This is a genomic window from Viridibacterium curvum, from assembly GCF_039544165.1.
GTDB lineage: Bacteria > Pseudomonadota > Gammaproteobacteria > Burkholderiales > Rhodocyclaceae > Viridibacterium > Viridibacterium curvum.
The window spans coordinates 404052-427225 of record NZ_BAABLD010000005.1 but is presented as its reverse complement, the minus strand read 5'-3'; the positions used below and the strand labels follow the sequence as shown (position 1 = coordinate 427225).

The window sequence follows — 23174 nt, the reverse complement described above, 5'->3', positions numbered from 1 at the left end:
GGAGGAAAGACCGTGCTCGTAGCCTATCGCCAACACGTCGCTGAACGCGCCGCCCTCGGTATCCCGCCCCTTGCGCTGGACGCCAAGCAGACCGCAGAACTCATCGAGCTGATCAAGAATCCGCCCGCTGGTGAAGAAGCCTTCCTCGTCGAACTGCTGACCCATCGCGTACCACCCGGCGTGGATGACGCCGCGAAGGTCAAGGCGTCGTTCCTTGCCGCTGTCGCCCACGGCGACCTCAGCGTCACGCTGATCTCGAAAGAGAAGGCGACCGAGCTACTCGGCACCATGGTTGGCGGTTACAACGTCAAGCCCCTCATCGACCTGCTCGATGACGCAGCGCTCGCCCCCATCGCCGCCGCTGCGCTGAAGAAGACGCTGCTGATGTTCGACTACTTCCACGACGTCGCCGAGAAGGCCAAGGCCGGCAATGCCGCCGCCAAGTCCGTCGTGCAGAGCTGGGCGGATGCCGAGTGGTTCACCTCGCGCCCCGAATTCCCTGGCAGCATCAAGCTGACCGTGCTGAAGGTGACTGGCGAAACCAACACCGACGATCTTTCCCCAGCACCCGATGCGTGGAGCCGTCCGGACATCCCCCTGCATGCACTCGCCATGCTCAAGAACACCCGCCCCGGCATCACGCCGGAAGAGGACGGCAAGCGCGGCCCGATCAAGATGATCCAGGACCTCGCCGCGAAAGGTAACCTCGTGGCCTACGTCGGCGACGTGGTCGGTACCGGTTCCTCGCGCAAGTCCGCAACGAACTCCGTGTTGTGGTGGACCGGTGAAGACATCCCCTACGTGCCGAACAAGAAGTTCGGTGGCGTCTGCCTCGGCGGCAAGATTGCCCCGATCTTCTTCAACACGCAGGAAGATGCCGGCGCACTGCCGATCGAAATCGACGTCGCCAAGATGGACATGGGCGACGAGATCGTCCTGAGCGTCGACCATGCCACTGGCAAGGTCACCGCCACCAAGGGCGGCGCCACGATTGCTGAATCGCAACTCAAGACCCTGGTGCTGCTCGACGAAGTGCGCGCTGGCGGCCGCATCAACCTCATCATCGGCCGCAGCCTGACCGGCAAGGCACGTGAATTCCTCGGCCTGCCCGCCTCCACCCTGTTCCGCCTGCCGCAGAACCCCGCCGACAACGGCAAGGGCTACACGCTGGCGCAGAAGATGGTTGGTCGCGCCTGTGGTCTGCCTGAAGGCAAGGGCATGCGCCCCGGCACCTACTGCGAACCGAAGATGACCTCGGTCGGCTCGCAGGACACGACCGGCCCGATGACGCGCGACGAGCTCAAGGACTTGGCTTGCCTGGGCTTCTCGGCCGACCTCGTGATGCAATCCTTCTGCCACACCGCCGCGTATCCGAAGCCCGTCGACGTGAAGACGCACCGCGAACTGCCCAAGTTCATCTCGAACCGTGGCGGCATCTCGCTGCGCCCCGGTGACGGCGTGATCCACTCCTGGCTCAACCGCATGCTGCTGCCCGACACCGTCGGCACCGGTGGCGACAGCCACACCCGCTTCCCGGTCGGCATCAGCTTCCCGGCAGGTTCGGGCCTGGTCGCCTTTGCTGCGGCCACCGGCGTGATGCCGCTGGACATGCCGGAATCGGTGCTCGTGCGCTTCAAGGGCTCGATGGAAGAAGCGCAGAAGCGCGGCGTCACGCTGCGTGACCTCGTGCATGCCATCCCCCTGTACGGCATCAAGCAAGGTCTGCTGACCGTCGCCAAGGCCGGCAAGATCAACGAGTTCTCGGGCCGCATCCTCGAAATCGAAGGTCTGCCTGACCTCAAGGTCGAACAGGCTTTCGAACTGTCTGACGCTTCGGCAGAGCGCTCGGCCGCTGGCTGCACGGTGCGCCTCAACAAGGAGCCCATCGTCGAGTACATGCGCTCCAACATTGTGCTGCTCAAGAACATGATCGCCGACGGCTACGCCGACAAGCGCACGCTCGAACGCCGCATCCAGAAAATGGAAGACTGGATCGCCAACGGCAAGCTGCTCGAACCCGATGCAAACGCCGACTACGCACACATCATCGAGATCGACCTGGCTGACATCAAGGAACCCATCCTCTGCTGCCCGAACGATCCGGACGATGCCAAGGTGCTGTCGGAAGTGCAGAACACGCCGATCGACGAAGTCTTCATCGGATCCTGCATGACCAACATCGGCCACTTCCGTGCCGCCTCCAAGCTGCTCGAAGGCAAGCGCGACATCCCCGTCAAGCTGTGGGTCGCTCCGCCGACCAAGATGGATGCTTCCGAGCTGACCAAGGAAGGCCACTACGGCGTGTTCGGCACAGCGGGCGCGCGTACCGAAATGCCCGGCTGCTCGCTGTGCATGGGCAACCAGGCGCAGGTGCGTGAAGGCGCGACCGTCGTGTCGACCTCGACGCGCAACTTCCCGAACCGTCTGGGCAAGAACACCAACGTGTTCCTGTCCTCGGCCGAAGTCGCGGCGATTGCCTCGAAGCTCGGTCGCCTGCCGACCGTGGCGGAATATCAGGCCGACATGGGCGTCATCAACGCCGATGCAGGCAAGATCTACCGCTACATGAACTTCGACCAGATCGCCGAGTACAAGGAAGTGGCAGACGAAGTGAAGGTCTGATCAAGCCCTTCGCAGGCGTCACCCAACAGCCCGCCAGCGCAAGTTGGCGGGCTTTTTTTGCGCCGGTTAATTCGCGCCCGTCAGAGTTCGTCGAGACCATCCAACATGGCTTGTGCGCGCGTGCGTATCGCCTCGCGCTCAGTCGCCGGGATGCGCGCCAGATTCTTCACCATCAGTGCGGTGCGAGGCTCCCCGGCCAATGCCGCCTCGTGGCGATCGAGAAAGTGCCAGTAGAGCGTGGTCAGCGGGCAGGCCTTGTCGCCGGTGCGCTGATCCGGCTTGTAGCGGCACCCCTCGCAGTAGTTGCTCATGCGCGCCACGTAGGCACCACTTGCTGCATAAGGTTTGCTGGTGAAGCGTCCGCCATTGGCGTAGAGCGCCATGCCAGCCACGTTGGGCAACTCTACCCACTCGACGGCATCAACGTAGACGGCGAGATACCAGTCCTCCACCGCTTGCGGCCTGATCTCGGCCAGCATGGCGAACATGCCGGTGACCATCAGACGCTGGATGTGGTGGGCATAGGCGTAGTCCAGCGTCTGACCGATCACCTGGCGCATGCACTGCATGTGCGTCTCACCCGTCCAGTACCAGCGCGGCAGCTCGCGGCTGTGGCCGAAATGGTTGGCCTCACGCAAGCCGGGCATGTCGAGCCAGTAAATGCCACGAATGAACTCACGCCAGCCGATCACCTGGCGTACGAATCCTTCGACCCCCGCGAGTGGCAAGCTGTGCTGTCGCCAGGCACTCAACACCGCATCAACGACCTCACGCGGCGAGAGCAGCTTGAGATTCATCGCTGCGCTGATGCGGGCGTGATACAGCACGGGTGCATCACGCCACATCGCGTCCTGCCAGGTGCCGAAGTGCGCGAGTCGATGGTCTACGAAATCCTGCAGCGCGGCGACCGCTGCCTCACGCGTCACGGGCCAGTCGAAGTTCGCGAGCGAACCCGGATGCCCGGCAAAGCGCGTTTGCACCTCGTCGAGGACCTCTCGCGTGAGCGCATCCGGCGCAAAGCCCTGGTGCGTCGGCACCCAGCCCGGGCCCGCGCGACCGAAACCCTTGCGATTCTCGACGTCGAAATTCCAGCGCCCGCCCTCGGGTTCGCCATCGCGCATCAGGATGTCGAGCCGCTTGCGCATGAAACGGTAGAAGAACTCCATGCGCAGCTGGCGATAACCACGGGCCCAATCAGCAAATTCGTGTCGTGAAATCAGGAAGTGCGTGTCGTCACGTATCTGCACACTGACGCCGACCTGCTGCGCAATAGCGAGAATCGCCTGCTGCAAGCGCCACTCGCCGGGCTCGACGAGCACCAGGGCGCGCGGAGCATAGGTCTGCAAGGCCTGCGCCAGTACAGCGGAGAGATCGGACTGTTCATGCTCACCGAGTGCGCGGTAATCCAACGGCCAGCCCTGCGCGCGCAACCACGCCGCGTGATGACGCATGGCGGCGAGAAACAGCGCTATGCGCGCCTTGTGGCTCCAGACCGCTTGCGCCTCGCCCGCTGCCTCGATCATCAGCAAACGATCCTGCGCAGGGTCGAAGCCATCCAGGGCGGCAGAATCCCGGGCCAGCTGATCGCCCAGTATCAGTACCAGATTACGCATGGGCAGCCCTGCCCTGCTGCCGGCAGCGTTCGGAGCAGTACTTCACTGCATCCCAGTTTTTTGCCCAGCTTCGCCGCCAGCTCATGCTGCGGCCGCAATGCACGCAGGGTTTGCTGGGAAGGCATTGTTTGTTGCCATGGAAGGCGCGTTTCATAGGAGCTCCAGTTGCGCGCCATCCTCGGCACTGCGTCGCTTGCGACGCGTCTCGCGTGCAGCAGCCCCACTCTGGCGCAGACCACTTTTGCGGCTGCCATGTTTTTCGAGTACGGCACGCGCGCCCTGGTGCGTCTCGTCGAGCCGACGGTATTCGGCCAGACGCGCTTTCGCTTCGCGCGTGGCCTGCTCGAACGCAACGATGGGCGCCGGATAATCCCGCCCGATGCGACAGCCCACGCGCACCTGCAGGCTCTCAGGCATCAACCAGGGCTCGAAGATGTAGTCGTCCGGCACCTGCGCCAGGGCTGGCAGCCAGTGACGGACAAAGCGGCCCTGTGGGTCCTGGTCACGCGCCTGCTTGACCGGGTTGTAGATGCGCAGCGCGTTGATGCCCGTGGTGCCGGACTGCATCTGCATCTGCGACCAGTGAATGCCGGGCTCGTAATCGACAAACAGCCGGGCCAGGTGCAGACCTGGCTCGCGCCAGTGCAGCCACAGCGGAAAAGCCGCGAAGCTGACCAGCATGGCGCGCATGCGGAAATTCAGCCAGCCCGTGGCCTGCAGCTTGCGCATGCAGGCATCGATCAAGGGATAACCCGTCTCGCCCGCGCACCAGCGCTCGAAATGCTCACGATTGAAAGCCTCTTCACGCATACCGTCAAAGCTACGCAGCATGTTGTGATGCTCGATGGCCGGCTCACTCTCCAGCTTCTGCATGAAGTGGCAATGCCAGTGCAGACGCGCCTCGAAAGCCGCAAGCCCGCTCAGGATGCGCGGGGGGCGACCCGCCTCGGGCATCGTCTGCAGCACCGCACGGCGCGCACGGACGGCCGACACCACCTCACGCATCGACACCAAGCCCCAGGCCAGATGCGGCGACAGGCGCGAGCAGGCCTGCTCCGCCAGATTGGGCGAAGAGATACCGCCGCGATAGCGCTCACTGCGCGTGGCGAGAAAGCTCTCCAGCGTAGCCTCTGCCGCAGCGCGCCCGCCCGGTTGGCGCGTGCATGGATCCGCCTGCAGGAATGCGCTGTACCAGGCCTCCGGACGCGGCAGGCGGCTCAGATCCAGCGGCGGCCAAGGCGGCAAGGTTTCGGGCGGCGGCAGAGGCTCACCCGCCATGCGCTCAGCCCAGCGCGCTGCCCAGCCATCGCGCGACCGCAGACGGCGAACCACACCATCCTGCGTGAATTCCTGCCACACCACTCCACGGCTACGGCACCAGTCCGCCACCGCCAGATCGCGCGCATAGCTGATCGCATTACCCGTCTCCTGATGACTCAGCAGCTGCGTAAAGCGACATTGCTGCCACAGCAGTTCCAGCATGGCCACCACCTCACCATGCAGCACGCACAGGCGCGAGCCGCGCAGGCGCAAAGCGGCGTCCAGCGACTGCAAACCCTCGCGCACAAAGGCGAACTGGCGTGGCGAAGCGTCCTCAGCCTGCCATAGCGAGGGTTCGATACAGAAGATTGGCAACAACGCAGGCGCTTCACAGGCGGCATGCAAGGCGGCGTGATCCTGCAGGCGCAGGTCACGCTTGAACCAGAGAAGCTGCGTGGATGGCATGGCGAATTAAGGAGGCGGACACAGGTAAAACGAATGCAGCTCAGAATGAACCACTTTGTCCTAGACAAATCAAGACATCCACGGTTCCGCAAGGGCGGGCAGCCTCCCGCGGAGACAGCGTGGTCGCCGTAATCCCCTGTACATTCCGTCTGCCCTTTTCATCGGACCGCTGGAGACGCCAGTGCAAGCCCATTCCCCGAGCAAACTCGCCCTGTTCACCGGCTTCCTGCAATGCGGGCTGGCGGGTTTCGGCGGTGTCCTGCCGCACGCGCGCAGCATGCTGGTCGACGACCGGAAGTGGCTCACCGAAGACGAATTCGCCGATCTGCTGGGACTCGGCCAATGCCTGCCGGGACCCAACATCTGCAATGTGGCCGTGGTTGTTGGCCAGCGCTTCCACGGCGCCACCGGCGCAATACTCGCATCGCTGGGTTTGCTGGGCGCTCCGTTCTTCATCGTGCTGAGCCTGGCGCTGCTGTACGAGCGATGGGCAGACTCTGCCCTGCTGACAGCCATCCTGCAGGCCGTTGCGGCTGGTGCTGCCGGACTTGTGCTTGCGACGGGGATACGCCTGCTGAGCCGCCTGAAGCGACGCGCAGAAGTGCTGCTGATTGCCCTGATGGGGCTGACCGGCGTGGTCTGGCTCAAGCTGCCGCTGGTCATCGTGCTGCTCCTGCTGGCCCCCATCGGCATAGGCGTTGGCTGGTACGCTACTCGGGGCAAGACATGAACGACTCCCCCGGCGCCACAACCCTGTTGTGGCAATTCGCGCTCTACTCCCTGATGGCGGTAGGTGGGGCCAACGCACTGCTGCCCGAGATACACCAGGACATCGTCGCCACCGGGCACTGGATGACGGATGCTGATTTCACCCAGTTGTTCGCCATTGCACAAGCGGCGCCGGGACCGAACGTCCTTGTCGTCACGCTGATCGGCTGGAAACTGGCAGGCTTCACCGGAGCTCTCGCCTGCACGGTGGGCATGTGTGCCCCACCCGCACTGCTGTCGTATCAGGTCGGGCGCCTCTGGCAGCGCTTCAGCGGTACGCGCTGGCGCCGTACCATCGAGTTCGCGCTGGCGCCGATATCGGCGGGGCTGGTTCTGGGAAGCGGTACGGCATTGGTCCGCGTCAGCGCGATCGACGCCTCACACCTGGCGATTGCCGGGGCCTGTGCCATCGCAGGCTTCACATCGCGTCGCAACCCGCTGTGGTGGCTACTGCTCGCAGCCAGCGCTGGAGCGGCCATGCATTTACTTCAACAGGCCTGACGCAAAGACCACCGCGTTTCCCCTGGCGAAGCAACGCTCCGAAGACTGGAGCCGCCCCTAAGTCCATGAACTTACTGACCAGGCGGTCCCAAGACTAAAATAGAGGCTGCAGAAGTTGGCTGGCACACTCGGCCGATCATTCATGCATTCGCCATACAAGAGTCCCGGCAGCGCAAACGACGCAATGAGGGCTCAGGTCAGACAAGAGAGTCCAAAAGTGAATAAGTCATTCCTCCGTGCGTCCTGCGCCTTGTTCGCCGCCCTGTGCATCGTGCAACTGGCTGCGTGCAAATCAGCACCTAAAGCCACCGCCGCTCCACAAAGCTTCAACGACGCAGTACGCACCGCAGCCAGCGCGCTGATCACGCAGGTCAAGCGCCAGGAGGGCATTACCGGCCGTGCTGTCGGAATGGCCGGGCTGGGCGGCAAAACCATACTGATGCTGGATCCGGTCGTCGACGCCAATACGGCCGAGGTCAACCAGTCGAGTCTTGCCGTCGAACGCATCCTTGCAGAAGAAGCCACGCGCATCTCGGAGGGTCAGTGGTCAGTGCTGCCACTGAGCCTCGAGACCTATGATTCGGCGCGCTACGTCATCAGCGGCGCCATCCTCTATACGGTCAATCCGGAGCAGGCGGCTGACAAACACAAGATGTACAAGCTGGCGCTGGCGGCCGTCGAGCGCAAATCGGGCAAGGTCGTTGCCAGTTCGGAAGCCTGGATCGCTGACAGAAAGATCGACGTCACGCCGACGGCGTCCTATTCCGACAGCCCGATGTACCTGAAAGACAAACGCGTCGCGGGCCAGATCGAGACGGCACAGATGGCGCCCGGCAATCAGGCCGATCCGGAGTACTTCAATTCACTTCCGACGGCATCGCTGATTACCGAAGCCGACAAGGCCTATGAAGCCGGCCAGCTGGAGCAGGCACTGGGCATGTACAAGACGGCATCGCTGCGCCCTGACGGCCAGATCATGAAGACCTACGCAGGCCTCTATCAGACCAATCGCCGCCTCGGCAAACTCAACGAGGCCGAAATCGCCTTCGGCCAGCTGGTCAATATTGGTTACCAGAACAACAACATCAGCACCAAGCTGATCTTCGGCGTCGCGTCGACCGATTTCGTCAACGACAACGAGCTGCGGGCCCAATACAGCATCTGGCTGCGGCAGATTGCCAAGCTGTTTGCACGCAGCGAGGGCTGTCTGATCATCGCTGGCCATAGCAGCAAGACTGGTAGCGCGAACTTCAATGACCAGCTTTCCCTGCAGCGCGCTACAACCGTGCAGCGGATCATGCAGAAGGACTTCCCCCAGATCCAGCGTCGTTCGCGCGCCGTTGGCCGCGGTTGGACCGAAAACATCGTCGGTACCGGCACCGATGACTTGCAGGATGCCATCGACCGGCGCGTCGAGTTTCGTCTCACCGACTGCGCAAAGCTCTGATCGCATTGCTGATCCGGGCCAAACGGAGCATTTGCCCCGCTTGGCCTCTCTGCTTTCAGCTTCGACTCCGACTCTGTTGATTCACGGCCTTTTTGTGCTTCTCTTCCCTGACTTGCTGTCATCGCAGATCTGTACTCTTTGATGAAACGACTGGCCCCGTGCTTGCTTGGGTCAGCGTACATGCTGCAGACGTGACCCGTACTGGCATGCGATCCGACCCCACAAGGGCACTACAGTCTCAAGAGGTGAAGAGTCATGCAAATGCCACAAAACACATTCAAATCCGCCATCGCCCAGCATCAACTTCAGCTGGGCCTGTTCTCCCTGCTTGCGCATCCCATCTCGGCCGAAGTGGTGGCCGGATCCGGTTTCGACTGGATGATCATCGACACCGAGCATGGTCCCGGCGACGTGCTCACCGTCATGCACCAGTTGCAAGCCATGCAAGGCTCCCGCACGCACGCGGCAGTTCGCCCCGCAGCCAATGACAAGGTACTCATCAAACGTTTGCTCGACACCGGTGTGCAAACCTTGCTGATTCCCCACGTCGACAGCGCTGAGGAAGCAAGGGCCGCCGTCCAGGCTGTGCGTTTTCCCGAAGGCGGACTCCGTGGCATTGCGCCGGTAAGCCGCGCCGCCAACTACGGACGGATCACGGATTATGTCAATCGCGCGGCGCAGGAAATCTGCGTGCTGGTGCAGATCGAGAGTGCCAGCGCGTTGCGCAACCTCGAGGAGATTGCCGGAGTCGATGGCGTAGATGGCCTGTTCATCGGCCCCGGAGACCTGGCGGGCGAGGTCGGTTACCTCGGACAGCCCAATCACCCCGCCATGCGCCGGCTGTACCTCAACACCATTCGCCGCATACGTGCGTGTGGCAAGCCGGCTGGCATCGTCAGCGCTGATCAGGCCTTCGCACAGGAATGCGTTGATGCGGGTGCCGCGATGATCGTGGCGGGCGCAGATCTACTGTGCCTGCGCCAGAGCTGCGACACGCTGGCGGAAAAATTCCGCACGCTGGTGCCGGCTACAGATCAGATCGTCGAAGGGCTGCGGGCCTGAACCTGGTTGCCGCATCGGGCAAATGAGGCCTCAAGGAATCTTCAATTGGCCCGCGCGCCTGCGTGCGGGCCGCTGTTGCAACTGGCGCGAGCCGACGCTCTGCCCTTGCGACCGCTGAAGGGGTCAAACCAGTACTCGGCTACATTCAGGGGCGTCTTGTCTGACAGCAGCGGATTCTCCATACGGAAAATCTTGCGCGTACAGAAGCTCGCGCGTGCAATCAGTTCGCGGTGATGATCGAGGAAGAGTTTGTCGAAGCTGCCATCATTGATCATCATCTTGAAGCCCTCCTCCACCCGCTTTGCCAGCCTCGGGTGCTGCGGGCTGACGAAGAAATACTTGGGTAGCGGGAAATACAGCATGAATGAATTCTCGATGGCCATATCGGGAAATCTGCCGATGCGATCGTCGTACTCCACGAACACTTCGGACAGCGCTCTCGGGAAGTAGTCGAAGCGCTTGCTCATCAGCATCTGGTAGAGCCCCTCCCAGTCCGACCCCGTTTCCAGGGTGAAATCGAGCTTCTGGAACACCTGCCGCGTTGACCAGCCATTGCCTACGCCCAGCGGAATCTTCTTCAACTCGTCCAGCGACTTGAGTTTGCTGAAACGCTCCTGATCGCCCTGACGGATCAGCGCGATGCGATACTCGGTAATGCCCTTGTCGACCGGGATGAAGATCGGGATCAACTCACTGGACTCCCAATCCGGCCGCGTTGCCTTGGCGGTGATGTTGACGACATCCCCCTTCTTCAACTCGGTCAGCAAACGGTCTCGCTGCATGTATTCGGGGGCGTACTCGATGCGGAAAGGGCCGTATTTCGCCTGCGTCTTGCGCAGGATCTGCGTCAGCAGCTTGTCCGTGTAGTCATTGCGCTTGTCGATGGCATTGACCGGCGCGTCAAGGATGAACACATCCGGCGCGGCCCCGGCCGATGTGGCCAAAGCACTCAACAATCCTGCAAGCAAGCAGATCAGATACCGCATGGCACTCCCTTTCGTGTCCATCACCAAGCTCCCTCAGGTCGCTGCCTGCAGGATGACGTCACCGCCAGATGTCTATCGACCACTTTTGACGGAAGTTGAAGCCCGCCCTTTGCAAGGCCGTACAGCCTGTCGTCAACGAGCGACAAATCTAGGCCTAAGGTTATAACCGGGACCGTCGTAAGTACATGTTTACATTGCTTGTAAAAAAACGGGCATATTTGTTGCACATACTGTCCGACAAGTTTGCTGGATCACCATCGTGGCCTACCATTTTTCGACAACGCCTCCGGAGACAAGCGGCACCAAGCCGCCCACACTGCCCTCACGCAGCCGCCTCTCGGCGCCTCCGTTGAGGACCGGTCATGCGGCATCGCGTCCGGGGCTCGTCGAGTTCCTGCGCGGTCTTGGTGACGAACAGACCACCCTGACTGCGGCGGGCAAGCTGCGTAGCGGCCTTGCCGTCACCCCCTGGCAACGCCAGCAGGCACAAATCCTGTTGAACACAGAACGGCCTCAAATGAACAGGTCGGCCGTCCGCGATGACGATGCAGCGCAAGTCGCCCTGGTGCTAGACACCTCATTGCACAAGCCCTGCTGCGGTGCGCTGGGCGCCTGGCGAGTGCGCCGTGACGGCCTGACGAGCCTGCGCCAATACGATGGCTTCCTGCGCGCAGCAGAGCACCTGGAAACCGCCGGCCACGTTGTCGCCGACATCGACGCCCAGGCCCTCTGCCGCCAGTTCGAGCAGCCTGCCAGCCTGTTGCCGCTGTTGCTGAGCGCCATTGCTCCCACCCTGCACGGCTGGGGAGCCACCCTGCTTACTGTCTCCTGCGCCCACGCCGACGCCATGCTGTTCCGCTCAGAGCTGGGCTTCGAAACGGTCAAACACCAGCAGCCTGGCGAAGGCCTGCTGCTGCAGCGTGAGCTGGCAGAGCTCTATGCCTGCCTCGGCTTGCCCACAGCCGATATCGACACCGCTGCAGTCGCCCTGCGCGCCTGAGCTGCAGGCACCGCTCGTCGCGGCACCTCACGACTCTGCACGTCTACGCGCCAGCGCCCGCCGGGTGGCTGGCATCATGACGCCATGCAGCTCAGGTACCCCGGCTCCTTCCTGAAACTCCTTCTGATCGGCTTCGGCCTGGTCGCCCTGCCACTTGTCCTGGCACTGGGCGATGCCTACGTCGCACTCGAAAAACTCACCGACCGCAGCGAGAAAGCCATCGCGCAAGCGGTACGCATCACCCGGTTGAGCCGCGAGCTCGACGAGCAGATCACGGGCCTGGACCGCATTGCCCGCCAGCAACTCGTGCTGGGCGAGCGCGGCCTCATCGACGCCTACACGACGCGACGCGCGCAATTCATCGACACAGTCGAGCAACTGCAGCAGAACGCACGCGCCAGCAACACGACGCAGGAACTGAACGCCCTCGCCGACAGTGAAGCCACGGCATGGGAAGGCCTGCAGCGGGACAAGCTGACCCCTGCCGAGACCCGAAAGGTCATCGAAGAGTTCGGACACATGCACAGCATCGCCGCCGAAGTCCTGTCACGCGCCGACATCCACATTGAACGCGACATCCGCGCCCTGCGCGCCCAGGCAGATCTTGCACGTACCCAGCTGCTGTGGCGGCTGCTGATCCTCATCCCCGTCGGGCTGATCCTCGTCGGCGGCGTCATCGTCCTCATCCGTCGCCCCATTCGCCAGCTTGGGCGCGGCATCCGCGATCTGGGGGACGGTCTGCTGCAGCAGCGCATCATCGTGAGCGGGCCGCGCGACCTCGAAGCACTCGGCCACCAGCTGGACTGGCTGCGCCTGCGCCTCACCGAGGTGGACGACCAGAAGATGCGCTTCCTGCGCCATGTCTCGCACGAGCTCAAGACGCCGCTCACAGCCATCTACGAAGGCACCCATCTGCTGTCCGACGAAGTCACCGGCAAACTCACTGAAGACCAGCAGGAGGTTGTCGCCATTCTGCGCAGCAATGCCGGCCGCCTGCGCCAGCTGATCGAAAACCTGCTCGACTACAGCGGCATCCGCTTCAAGCCCATGCTGCTGAAACGCGAGCCGGTCCTGCTCGCCTCGCTCTTCGCGGAACTCGCGGCCGACCAGAAGCTGGCACTCACCGCACGCAAACTGTCGCTGTTGCCCGACGACGGAGGACTGACCGTCGAGGCCGACCGCGAAAAGCTGCGCGTGGTCCTCGACAACCTGCTCTCCAACGCGGCCAAATACGCCCCAGAAGAGAGCATCATCGACATGATTGCCCGCCAGGTCGATGACGACGTGCATATCGAGATTGCCGATCTCGGCCCCGGCATCCCGCCCGATCAGCGCGAACGCGTCTTCGAACCCTTCGTACAAGGCGCACCACCACCCGACGACGTATCGATCAAAGGCACCGGTCTGGGCCTTTCCATCGTGCAGGAGCTGGTGACAGCACATGGCGGAAGCGTCACCATCCGCGACAACAAACCCTGCGGCACCCGCATCACCGTGCGCCTGCCACTACAGCCCGACAGTCAATCTCAATGATTCCATCCGTCACCGCCTTCTGCCGCCTGCTCATGCTCCTGGGCATCTGCCTCAGCAGCGGTTGCAGCCTGCTCAAAGAATTCCTGCCTGCCGGGCCTACAAACACGCCGCCTGCAGCGACGCCAGCGCCAACGCACGCAGAGCCGGCAAGCACCATCGAGACCACGCTTCTGCCCCTGATCACTCAAGCCCAGCAATGGCGTGGAAAGAGCGCTGGCGAACTGGCCAGCGAACTGGAGCGCCTCAATCGCGTTTACACCACACAAAAGAGTGAAGAGCACCGACTGCGCCTGGCCCTCTTTCATGCCCTGACACCGCAAGGCGACCGCAGCCGTGCGCTGGCCCTGCTGGATGTGGCCCCGGGTGAAACCCATGGCAGCGGCCGTAACCACCCACTGGCGGCGCTCCTGATCCCCTTGCTGCAAGAGCGCAACCGCGCTGACGACAACGCCACACAATCGCAGCAAAAGCTGCGTGACGAACAGAAGCGCAGCGAACAGCTGCAACAGAAACTGGACGCGATTCGGGACATCGAGAAAAAGATGCTCGAACGCCCCGCTCGCTGAAGAGGAGTCAGCAATGAGTCTCAGCGCCCAAGCCGCTCTCGCCACCGGCCACGCCACAGCCGTCCAGCCACGCGTGCTGCTCGTCGATGACGACACCGACCTGCTGCGCCTGCTGTCCATACGCCTGCGTGCCAGCGGCTTCCAGGTCAATCCCGCCAACGGTGGCGAGAACGCCCTGGCCCAGCTCGCCATGCAGCGCCCCGACATCCTCGTCACCGACCTGCGCATGCCTGGCCTCGACGGCATGGCCCTGTTCGACGCCGTGCGACGCGATCACCCGACCCTGCCCGTCATCGTGCTCACCGCGCACGGCAGCATCCCCGAGGCCGTCGATGCCATGCAACGCGGCGTATTCGGCTACCTCACCAAGCCTTATGACGCCGCCGAACTGGTCGGCCAGATCCGTCGCGCCGTCGAGCTCTCCGGCGCCTCACCCTCCACGGTCCGCACCGAACAATCCGACGACAGCTGGCGCGCCGAGTTCGTCACCCGCAGCCCGATGATGGAAGACTTCCTGCAACAGGCACGCCTCATTGCCAGCAGCGAGGTCAGCGTCTTCATCCAGGGCCCCAGCGGCGCCGGCAAGGAACTCCTCGCGCGCGCCATCCACAAGGCCAGCCCTCGCGCCAAGGCGCCCTTCGTAGGCATCAACTGCGGCGCCATCCCCGAAGCGCTACTCGAATCCGAACTCTTCGGCCACGTCAAAGGCGCATTCACCGGCGCACACCGCGATCACGACGGACTCTTCCAGGCCGCACGGGGCGGCACCCTGTTCCTCGACGAGATCGGCGACATGCCATTGCCATTGCAGGTCAAACTCTTGCGTGTGCTCGAAGAACGCGAAGTCCGCCCGGTCGGTGCCACGCGCAGCATCCCCACCAACGTGCGCATCATCTCCGCCACTCACCGCAATATCGACGTCGCCCGGCAGGAAGGCCGCTTCCGCGACGACCTCTACTACCGCCTCAATGTCGTCTCGCTCGCCCTGCCCGCCTTGGCGGAGCGCCGCGAAGACATACCACTGCTCGCCAACCACTTCCTGCAGCAACTCGCCGAACGCTACCAGCGTGACAACCTCACCCTGGCCCCCGAGGCCATGGAGCTACTGGTGTCTGCCCCCTGGCCCGGCAACGTGCGTCAGCTCTACAACGTCATCGAGCAAACCGTCGCCCTGTCGACCACCCCCATCATCCCCGCCCTGCTCGTGCAACGCGCCGTCCACGAAGACAATCCCGCCATCGAAGCCTTCGAAGATGCCCGCAAACGCTTCGAACGCGACTACCTCGTGCGCCTGCTGCGTCTCACCGAAGGCAACGTCAGCCAGGCTGCGCGGCTCGCGAAACGCAACCGCACGGAGTTTTACCGCCTGCTATCGCGGCATCAGCTGGAGCCGGGAATTTTCAAGAGCGACGCTTGAGCGACTCACCCATCATCACCGCTGCGCAACTGGATGCCGCTGAATGCGAGGCCGTACTGCGCAGCTTGCCGCGTTGGTTTGGTATCGAAGAAGCCTTGCTAGAGTATGCGAGCAAGGCGCCCGCACAATCTGGCTTTGCAGTGCGAGACTCAATGCGGATGCTCGGTTTCCTCACGCTGGAAACCATGCCCGAGGAGCCAGACGCCTACGAGATCTACTGCCTGGCAATGCATGCGGACTACCGCCAGCAAGGACTCGGCGGCAGACTTCTCGCAACTGCTGAGCACTGGTTACGTGCGCATGGCGAGCATCACTTGTATGTCCGGACACTGGCCGCCAGCCACCCCAGTCCGGAATACGCCGAAACACGGCGCTTTTACGAACGCGCTGGATTCGCAGCTGTCAGCGTTTCGCTGGAGACATGGGGTCCAAAAATTCCATGCCTTATGATGCGGAAGGAATTACGCGACGAAGCTGATCGCGTGGGCCCTTAAAAACAGGACTGTTAATAACGGCGTATGGCAATACCTTTGCACCAAACCATCGAAGGCAAGAAAGCGGCCCTATGGCTGTCGCTGCTCGTACTTCTACTCGGCGCAGGTCTTGCTGCAACAACTCTTTTCTTTGCTTTGGGTGGCCACTCGTCACAGAGAATTGAATTTGCTCATGTCGAGGGTGTTGTGAGATGGCTAAACGTTGAAGGGAGCGGGAATTCTCGTTACGACCGTGCCCACCCCTTGGTGACGCGCTTTGGTATCGCAAGCCACGCAGGGACTTTCGACGTTCCCAGCGCTTTCGCCGACGAATACAAACGCTTCGTTAAAGTGGGCGAAACGAATGCCCGCCTCACAGTGGCGAAGGACGCCTTGAATCAAAGCTCTGACGGCACGCGAATCCAGGTCTTCGGCCTTCAGCTGGACGGCAAAGAAATTTTCGCGCCGGACGCGAGCAACACAACGCGGTCCGACAACACCACAGGCGCAAAAATCTTGCTCGGTGCCATCGGCCTTCTTGCACTTGGCCTATGCATCCTTTTTGTCTGGCACTCGATCCGAGAGTACCGACGTGCCCTGCGGTCAACACACCCATCTACCTGAGCTGCGACGCCAGCGCCTTCAGCTCCGCCGTCTCGCGAATCCCCTCCGCCACCATTGCCGCCACAGCCTCCGCCCCCTTCTGCTGGAAGTGCGTGGTATCCGGCCTGGCGAACGTGCCGCTGCTCTGCGTCGCGTAGTACGGGTACTTCGTGGTGTCGGCAATCGCGAGCCAGTAGTCCTTCCAGTCCTTCTCGTGGGCATTCACGAAGGCGATGGTCTTCGCTTCGAGATCGATGAGGGGCAGGCTGTTGGCGCGTGCGGTGTCCTTGACGGTCTGGCTGTAATCGCCGACGAAGGCGAAGCCGCCTGCACCGAGGTTTGCGGTGGTGACATGGTTGGGTACGACGGGGAAGCCTTCCTTGCGGTCCTTGTTCCAGACGCGGGTGGTGGGCGTGATCATCACAGGGATGGCGCCGGCAGCGCGCGCTTCAGTGATGTAACGCTCCAGCGAGTTCTGGAATGACATCTGCGGCTGGCCTTCGGGGAACTGCTTCTTGCCACTGGCGTCGTTGGGGTAAGTGCATAGCCCCGCCACATCAGCCAGCCCGCGCTGCGGCTTCTTGCTCTCGCAGTTCTGGTCGTTGTGGCCGTGGTTGATAAGCACGTAATCACCGGCCTTCATGAAACGCGCCATCTGCTGATGCCAGCCGCCCATGTAGAAATCCCTGGAGCTGCGCCCTGCGCGCGCGGCGTTGAGCACCTTGATGCCGCTGCCGGGCTTGAACTGCGCTTCGAAGACCTGGCCCCAGCCCATGCGGGGCATGCGCTCCAGTTCATAGGTCGCAGCCGTGGAATCGCCCACCACAAGGATGCGGATTTTCGCGTTACGGATCTCGTTCAGTTCGCGCTGGGCTCGGGTGAAATCAAGCGGCTCGTAAGGCCCGTTACCTTGCAGACCAACGATGGGCCGAAAGCTGATATCGGTCAGCACGGTGTGCGAAGACTCACTGCTCGGGTTGTCGTAGTTGCGGTTGTGATTGATGACATCCAGCACGGCGTCAAAGCCCGTGTGGTCAGCCTTCATGGGCGTGCTGACGGGGTCAAAGGCGTCCACGTCTTTTACACCCGCAATCTGCAACGCACTGCGAAAGCCGGCCAACATGCGCCCCCGCGCTGCCGCCAACGCTTCGGCCGTGAGCCCCGTCGTCCTGCCCGCATCGACTAGCTGCTGCGGGCCAACGTACTTCAGCTCCACCGCGACGTCGGAAACGATGCGGTCACTCAGCGGATTGATGTTGGCAATGTTGTCGCCCGTACCGAGCGTCATCCGTACTGATGCGAGGCAGCGCGCACGCAGCATGGCGTTGTAACGGCAGTTGCGGTTGCTGCCAGCCTCGATGGCCGAGATCAACAACGGCGGCGTGAGTCCGGCCGCGTCGATGCGGTACGCACCTTGTGCATCGGTGCGCGTCATGCGGCGCTGCCCCGTGGCGTCGACAACCGTCACCTCGGCGTTGGCGAGCGGGCCGCCGATGGCGACTACGCCGCTCAGTTGCGGGCCACTTGAGCCGCTACCTGCGCAGCCGAGGAGTGCCGCAAGCAGGCTGGTGACGAGAATCCGGCGAACGGTGTTCATGCTTGGTGTCTCCTTGTTTTTCCGTCATTCCCGCGCAGGGGGGAATCCAGCGTCGCTCGATACGCTGCAAAGTCACTGGATTCCCGCCTTCGCGGGAATGAGTTGGTGATGTGAGTCCGGGGGGCGCAGTGGTCACTGCGCCGGATGCTGGTTCGAGCAAAGGAATCTTGACGGCGCATTTGCCGCTGCGCCCTGCGCCGACGCAACCAACTACCGGAGCTTCGCTGCCAGCGCCTTCAGCTCCGGCGTCTCGCGGATGCCTTCGACAACCATCGCTGCGACCGCCTCCGCACCCTTCTGCTGGAAGTGCGTGGTATCGGGCTTTGCGAACGTGCCGACCGACTGCGTGGCATACCAGGGGAACCTCACCGGATCAGCCGCCAACCAGTAGTCGCGCCAGTCCTGCTCATGCGCGTTAACGAAACGAATGGTCTTCGCCTCGATATCGATCAGGGGCAGCTTGTTGGCCTGCGCCGTATCGCGGATGGTCTGCGAGTAGTCACCCACGTACGCAATGCCGCCCGCCGCATTCTGGCGCGTGAAGTGATTGGGGACGACGGGGAAGCCTTCCTTGCGATCCTTGTTCCACACACGTGTGGTCGGCGTCATCAGTACAGGGATCGCGCCCCTGGCACGCGCGATCTCGATATATGTCTCCAGCGTCTTCTGGAACGACATCTCTGGCCTGCCCACCGGGAACTGCGGTTTGCCTGCAGCGTCATTGGGATAGGTGCAGAGGTTGGCGACGTCCGCCGCACCACGATCCTTCTTGTCGCTCTCGCAGTTCTGGTCGTTGTGCCCCATGTGGATCAGCACGTAATCGCCGGCACGCAGGTACGCCGCCATTTGCGCGAAGTAGGCCTGGTTGAGGAATGCCCGTGCACTGCGGCCCGACTTCGCGCCGTTGAGTACCTTCACCTTCGCATCGGGCTTGAACAAGGGCTCGAACACCTGGCCCCAGCCCATGCGCGGCAGACGTGCCAGTTCGTAGGTGCTGGCGGTCGAGTCGCCGACGATGACAATGCGCGTATAGGCTGGATCGACGATTTTTGCTTTCGCTGCCTGAGCGTACTTCAGATCCAGCGGCTCGACGCTGCTGATCGCGTCCATCTTGCCGACGTAACGATAGTCAGCATCGAGCAACAGGGTGCCGCCAGGCACACCGCTGTTGTTGTCGTAACCCCTGTTGTGCACGAGCACGTCGAGGATGGCGTCGACGCCCTTGCGGTCCGCCTTCATGGCAATGCTGACCGGGTCGAAGCGCTCTGCCTCGGCAACACCGGCGTCGCGCAGAGCCTGCGCAAACACCGGGCGCAAAGCTTCGGTGGCCTTCTGCACGGCTTCCGCCGTCACGCCCTTGGCGGTGCCGGCATTGACAATGCCTTGTGGGCCCTTGTACTTCAGGCCCTGCGCCACGTCCGACACGATCTTGTCAGTCAGCGCATTGATATTGGCGCGGCTCTCGCCTGTCGACAGGGTCGCCAGCACGGAAGCCATGCAACGCGACCACAGGCGACCACTGTCCGTACAGTTGTCGTTGCCTGCTTCGACGGCCGACACGACCACCGGCGCGACGAGGCCGCCGGTGTCGATCACATAGACACCGGCAGCATCCGTCCTGGTACTGCGCTTCTGGCCATTGGCATCCGCCACCGTGACACTGGCTCCCACCAGTGGCCCGCCAACCGACACGACGCCCGTCAACACGGGCCCGGATGCCTTGCGGGCACCATCCATTGCACACCCTCCCAACCACAGCATTGCAGCGCAGACAAATATCGTTGTTCTCATCACGGCCTCCGGGCGTCATCTTCGCGCGGCATGCTGTAGCCACCCCCTCCGACTGTCTTGATGCGTATTGCGATTTTCCCGTTCGCCCGGCAGCTTTCCTGTTCGCCAATCGGCGTTGGGCAACGGCGACACGCCAAGCCGTTGATTTTACTGACTTGGCGCTATGAGATGTCCCGGGATGCCAACGCCCAGCGACACAGACGATTCGGCAAGCGCCTGAAAACACAAGACTTTCCATCTGGCACGCAAGCTGCGATGAAGCCTGTGGGACCCCTGCGGTCTCATCCCCTGTCGTCACAAGGAGTCATCGATGAACCCCGGCACACTCAGTCCGCAGATCGTCCGCAGATTCCTCATCGTCTCGGCGCTATACCTCGCCCTGAGCCCGGCACAGGCTGCAAACCAGCCGAAAGACGTGCCCTTGCGCTTCGCCCGCTTCGACGTAAACCGCGATGGATACGACGGCAAGGAAGCCCGCGCCTTCGGGATCGTCAGCAGCTGGCTGAAAACAGCTGACCGGGACGGGGACGGCCGGCTATCGGAAATCGAATTCCTCAACGTGCGCGATATGACGCAGAAACCAGAGCCCATGCAGTAAAGCCATCCCCGGAATGCCCATCGCCGCTGCCAGTGGACGGTGAGCGGTGGGCGCTCCTTGCCCATGCAACCTGCTCTTCCGTCGGCTTGTCCAACCAGCTCCGCGCCTTCAACATTCAGCGTCAATTATCTGCGCGAACCAAGGAGCTATCGTGGCTGACACCAAAAATGTCCTGGATCCAGAGACCGCCGCCGAGCACAAGGCCATGTTCGATTTCGATATCACGTTGATCCAGCAGTCGCCTTACGGCAGCACCCCACACGGCAAGGAAATCGTCGCCTTGCTGACCGCCTTCAACAAGGAGCAACGCATTCGCTACGAACCGCTTGAGGAGCGCGGAGCGTGGGACGGTACCGACATCCTCGTCAGCGACAACTACATCGGCAAGGTCTTCCCGACAACCTGCGAGCTGGCCCACGAGGGTGCTCATGCGCTGTGGCGCAAGAAGAACCCCACCAAGAAAATGACGCAGCTTGAAGTCGACGCCGAAGAGAAAGCTGCGCAGACCGTCCAGGCCAAGGTCTATCTGTGGCTGCGCGCCAAGAAAGGCGCGCCCGTCGACAGCGATATCGAAGGGCGCCTTGCAGGGCTGGGGCTTTCGTCTCCCGAAGCGGGCAAGAAGAAACGCTGAACGCAGCAGACAGAAGCCACATCGACAAGCGATGTGGCTTCGATGACGACGGATGGGTCAGGCCGCGACCGGCAGACTGTGGCGCGCCATGCTGACCACAGCCGACGCATCTACGATCAGCGCTACGTGGCCGTCGCCCATGATGGTCGCACCTGCGATGCCGACGACACGGCGATAGTTGGCTTCCAGACTCTTGATGACGACCTGCTGCTGCCCGAGGATCTGCTCGACGAACAGCGCCGCCTTCATGCCGTCGCACTCGACCACGATGACGATGCCCGAAGCGTGCGGCGGGTCGTTGCCCGGCACTCCGAAGATATGTCGCAGGCTGATCAAAGGCAGGTACTCGCCACGCACTTGCAGCACGCGTTCAGCGCCAGCCAGGCTCTTGAGCATGCTTTCGGCAGGCTGCAGCGACTCGACAACGTAGTCGAGCGGAATGATGTAGACCTCCTCCCCGACACCGACAGACATGCCGTCGAGAATGGCCAGGGTGAGCGGCAGACGCACCGTTACGCGCGTACCGACGCCGAGCACCGAATCGATCTCGATGCGTCCGTTGAGGGCATTGATGTTCTTGCGCACCACATCCATGCCGACACCACGTCCCGAGACGTCGGTAACGACATCGGCCGTCGAGAAGCCCGGTTCGAAAATGAGCATCCAGACTTCCTGATCGCTCATGTTGTCGTGCACGATCAGGCCACGTTCGCGGGCCTTGCCAAGAATCTTGTCACGGTTGAGGCCGCCACCGTCGTCGCCGACTTCGATAACGATATTGCCGCTCTGATGGTAGGCACGCAGTGTCACGGTGCCCTGTTCCACCTTGCCTGCGGCAACGCGCTTGTCGGGCGATTCGATGCCGTGGTCGAGACTGTTGCGGATCAGGTGCGTGAGCGGATCGGTGATGCGTTCAATCAGGGTCTTGTCGAGCTCGGTGTGCTCGCCAGACATGACGAGCTGCACCTTCTTGCCCAGCTTCTGCGACAGATCACGCACCACACGCGGGAAGCGGCTGAACACCGTGGAGATCGGCAGCATGCGCACCGACATGACGGATTCCTGCAGGTCGCGCGTATTGCGTTCGAGGTGGCCGAGACTGTTCAGCAAGGACTCAAAGACCACAGGATCGACTTTGGACGCGGCCTGCGCGAGCATCGCCTGGGTGATGACCAGTTCGCCAACCAGGTTGATCATCTGGTCGACCTTGTCGACGCTGACGCGGATCGATCCCGACTCGCCGCCCGGTGCGGCACGCGGCGCGGTTGCCGCCTTGCCGGCATCAGGCGACAGCATGGTGCGTTTTGCTGACTCGTCAGTGTGAACACTTGCAGCAGGCTTGTCCGGTTCGGCCGCAGGCAGACCCGACACATCGAACAGCCCAAAGGAACCGTCCTCGGCCTCCATGCCTACAGGCTCGGCATTGGCAGGGATCATCGCTGGCGTCAGTTCAAACAGGCCATAGGCGCCGTCCGGATCTTCCAGCGCGTCAGAAGAAGGTGCGGGCACATCGTCGAAGAAGCCATAAGCTTCCTCCTGCACCAGCGAGCCCACCTTGCCCTTAACGCCTTCCATCTTGAGACTGCTGCCCACCACGAAGTCCAGCAGGGCACGCAGCGAGATTTCGTCATGCTCAGTGCACAGGCGAAGCCGTGTGGCCTTGCCGTGACGGCCGCCGCTGCCCGCTTCTTCAAGCACCAGACGACCGTGCTGGCGCAACTCGACCAACAGGTTTTCCAGCACGCGCGGATGCTCGTCCGCCTTGCACTGGAGCTTGAACGAAATGATGAAACCCACGTCGGCCTGTTCCGCATCACCGGGCTCGGCGGCAGACACGCCATCGCCCTTCATCAATGCTTCAAGACGCTCTCGCACGACCTCTGCCGCCGCATGGTCTGCCGTCTCCAGCCCCTGGTGGGCGCCCAACAGATTGCGCAGCACATCGCCAGCCTTGAGGCAGGCATCAACGATGCTGTCAGTCAGTGGCAGTTCATTCTTGCGCACACGATCAAGCAGGTTCTCCATCACATGCGTCACCTCGGCGAGATCGGAGAATCCGAACGTCGCGCTGGAGCCTTTGATGGAGTGTGCAGCCCGGAAAATGGCGTTGAGATCCTCGGAATCCGGTTCCGCCGGGTCGATTGCGACCAGCAAGGACTCCATGGCTGCCAGATGTTCCTGCGATTCCTCGAAGAACACCTGGTAGAACTGTGTCATGTCGATAGCCATACTGCCCCCGCA

General features: G+C 62.5%; 20 protein-coding genes. 13 read left to right on the top strand and 7 right to left on the bottom strand.

The genetic code is table 11. The annotated features are described in order from the left end of the window. The first annotated feature begins 12 nt into the window (after positions 1 to 12). Positions 13 to 2622, top strand: a complete 2610-nt coding sequence (acnB, locus tag ABEA02_RS06075; protein ID WP_345531979.1) for a bifunctional aconitate hydratase 2/2-methylisocitrate dehydratase — start codon at positions 13 to 15, stop codon at positions 2620 to 2622. Between the two features lie 80 nt (positions 2623 to 2702). On the opposite strand, the gene ABEA02_RS06070 is transcribed toward acnB, so the two are convergent. Genes ABEA02_RS06070 through ABEA02_RS06060 form a run of 3 tightly spaced genes read right to left on the bottom strand, consistent with a single transcriptional unit; the run spans position 2703 to position 5960 of the window. Beyond that, entirely contained in the window at positions 2703 to 4235 is a 1533-nt protein-coding gene (locus tag ABEA02_RS06070) for a cryptochrome/photolyase family protein (RefSeq protein WP_345531977.1), read from the bottom strand. Further along, a complete protein-coding gene (locus tag ABEA02_RS06065) occupies positions 4228 to 4389 on the bottom strand; it encodes a DUF2256 domain-containing protein (RefSeq protein ID WP_345531976.1) in 162 nt (53 codons plus the stop codon). The genes ABEA02_RS06070 and ABEA02_RS06065 overlap by 8 nt, the downstream gene beginning before the upstream one ends. After that, positions 4386 to 5960 carry a cryptochrome/deoxyribodipyrimidine photo-lyase family protein gene (locus tag ABEA02_RS06060; protein WP_345531975.1) on the bottom strand — a complete coding sequence of 525 codons (1575 nt, stop codon included), beginning with the start codon at positions 5958 to 5960 and terminating at the stop codon, positions 4386 to 4388. The genes ABEA02_RS06065 and ABEA02_RS06060 overlap by 4 nt, the downstream gene beginning before the upstream one ends. Positions 5961 to 6141: 181 nt before the next feature. On the opposite strand from ABEA02_RS06060, the gene ABEA02_RS06055 reads away from it, so the two are divergent. The 4 genes from ABEA02_RS06055 (at position 6142) to ABEA02_RS06040 (ending at position 9738) form a co-directional block, all read left to right on the top strand. Next, entirely contained in the window at positions 6142 to 6690 is a 549-nt protein-coding gene (locus ABEA02_RS06055) for a chromate transporter (protein ID WP_345531974.1), read from the top strand. Further along, positions 6687 to 7229, top strand: coding sequence for a chromate transporter (locus ABEA02_RS06050; protein ID WP_345531973.1), 543 nt, complete (start codon positions 6687 to 6689; stop codon positions 7227 to 7229). Before ABEA02_RS06055 ends, ABEA02_RS06050 begins: the two co-directional genes overlap by 4 nt. Before the next feature lie 217 nt (positions 7230 to 7446). After that, on the top strand, positions 7447 to 8676 hold the full coding sequence (locus ABEA02_RS06045) for an OmpA family protein (RefSeq protein ID WP_345531972.1): 1230 nt from the start codon (positions 7447 to 7449) through the stop codon (positions 8674 to 8676). Positions 8677 to 8931: 255 nt separating this feature from the next. Continuing rightward, positions 8932 to 9738, top strand: a complete 807-nt coding sequence (locus ABEA02_RS06040; protein ID WP_345531971.1) for an HpcH/HpaI aldolase family protein — start codon at positions 8932 to 8934, stop codon at positions 9736 to 9738. A 41-nt stretch (positions 9739 to 9779) separates the two neighbouring features. On the opposite strand, the gene ABEA02_RS06035 is transcribed toward ABEA02_RS06040, so the two are convergent. Next, a complete protein-coding gene (locus tag ABEA02_RS06035) occupies positions 9780 to 10745 on the bottom strand; it encodes a hypothetical protein (RefSeq protein ID WP_345531970.1) in 966 nt (321 codons plus the stop codon). A gap of 238 nt (positions 10746 to 10983) precedes the next feature. On the opposite strand from ABEA02_RS06035, the gene ABEA02_RS06030 reads away from it, so the two are divergent. The 6 genes from ABEA02_RS06030 (at position 10984) to ABEA02_RS06005 (ending at position 16337) form a co-directional block, all read left to right on the top strand. Then, positions 10984 to 11724 carry a hypothetical protein gene (locus tag ABEA02_RS06030; protein WP_345531969.1) on the top strand — a complete coding sequence of 247 codons (741 nt, stop codon included), beginning with the start codon at positions 10984 to 10986 and terminating at the stop codon, positions 11722 to 11724. A gap of 84 nt (positions 11725 to 11808) precedes the next feature. After that, positions 11809 to 13257: a HAMP domain-containing sensor histidine kinase gene (locus tag ABEA02_RS06025; RefSeq protein ID WP_345531968.1), complete on the top strand. Its 1449-nt coding sequence runs from the start codon at positions 11809 to 11811 to the stop codon at positions 13255 to 13257. Further along, a complete protein-coding gene (locus ABEA02_RS06020; protein ID WP_345531967.1) occupies positions 13254 to 13823 on the top strand; it encodes a hypothetical protein in 570 nt (189 codons plus the stop codon). Before ABEA02_RS06025 ends, ABEA02_RS06020 begins: the two co-directional genes overlap by 4 nt. A 13-nt stretch (positions 13824 to 13836) precedes the next feature. Continuing rightward, the gene (locus ABEA02_RS06015; RefSeq protein WP_345531966.1) at positions 13837 to 15240 is read left to right on the top strand and encodes a sigma 54-interacting transcriptional regulator; all 1404 of its coding nucleotides are present in this window, start codon (positions 13837 to 13839) and stop codon (positions 15238 to 15240) included. Then, positions 15237 to 15734 (top strand): GNAT family N-acetyltransferase, encoded by a 498-nt coding sequence (locus ABEA02_RS06010; RefSeq protein WP_345531965.1) that lies wholly within the window; start codon positions 15237 to 15239, stop codon positions 15732 to 15734. Before ABEA02_RS06015 ends, ABEA02_RS06010 begins: the two co-directional genes overlap by 4 nt. A gap of 36 nt (positions 15735 to 15770) precedes the next feature. Continuing rightward, positions 15771 to 16337: a hypothetical protein gene (locus tag ABEA02_RS06005; protein ID WP_345531964.1), complete on the top strand. Its 567-nt coding sequence runs from the start codon at positions 15771 to 15773 to the stop codon at positions 16335 to 16337. Here ABEA02_RS06005 and ABEA02_RS06000 read toward each other — a convergent pair. Beyond that, the gene (locus ABEA02_RS06000) at positions 16330 to 17913 is read right to left on the bottom strand and encodes a GDSL-type esterase/lipase family protein (protein WP_345531963.1); all 1584 of its coding nucleotides are present in this window, start codon (positions 17911 to 17913) and stop codon (positions 16330 to 16332) included. The two genes, ABEA02_RS06005 and ABEA02_RS06000, sit on opposite strands and share 8 nt — an antisense overlap. A gap of 210 nt (positions 17914 to 18123) precedes the next feature. Then, the gene (locus tag ABEA02_RS05995) at positions 18124 to 19704 is read right to left on the bottom strand and encodes a GDSL-type esterase/lipase family protein (RefSeq protein ID WP_345531962.1); all 1581 of its coding nucleotides are present in this window, start codon (positions 19702 to 19704) and stop codon (positions 18124 to 18126) included. 310 nt (positions 19705 to 20014) lie between these two features. Here ABEA02_RS05995 and ABEA02_RS05990 point away from each other — a divergent pair, with 310 nt between their 5' ends. Then, entirely contained in the window at positions 20015 to 20302 is a 288-nt protein-coding gene (locus ABEA02_RS05990) for an EF-hand domain-containing protein (protein WP_345531961.1), read from the top strand. Positions 20303 to 20453: 151 nt separating this feature from the next. Next, positions 20454 to 20933, top strand: a complete 480-nt coding sequence (locus ABEA02_RS05985; RefSeq protein ID WP_345531959.1) for a hypothetical protein — start codon at positions 20454 to 20456, stop codon at positions 20931 to 20933. A gap of 57 nt (positions 20934 to 20990) precedes the next feature. Here the strand turns inward: ABEA02_RS05985 and ABEA02_RS05980 are convergent, their stop codons facing one another. Further along, positions 20991 to 23150 carry a chemotaxis protein CheW gene (locus ABEA02_RS05980; protein WP_345531958.1) on the bottom strand — a complete coding sequence of 720 codons (2160 nt, stop codon included), beginning with the start codon at positions 23148 to 23150 and terminating at the stop codon, positions 20991 to 20993. Positions 23151 to 23174: the final 24 nt, after the last annotated feature.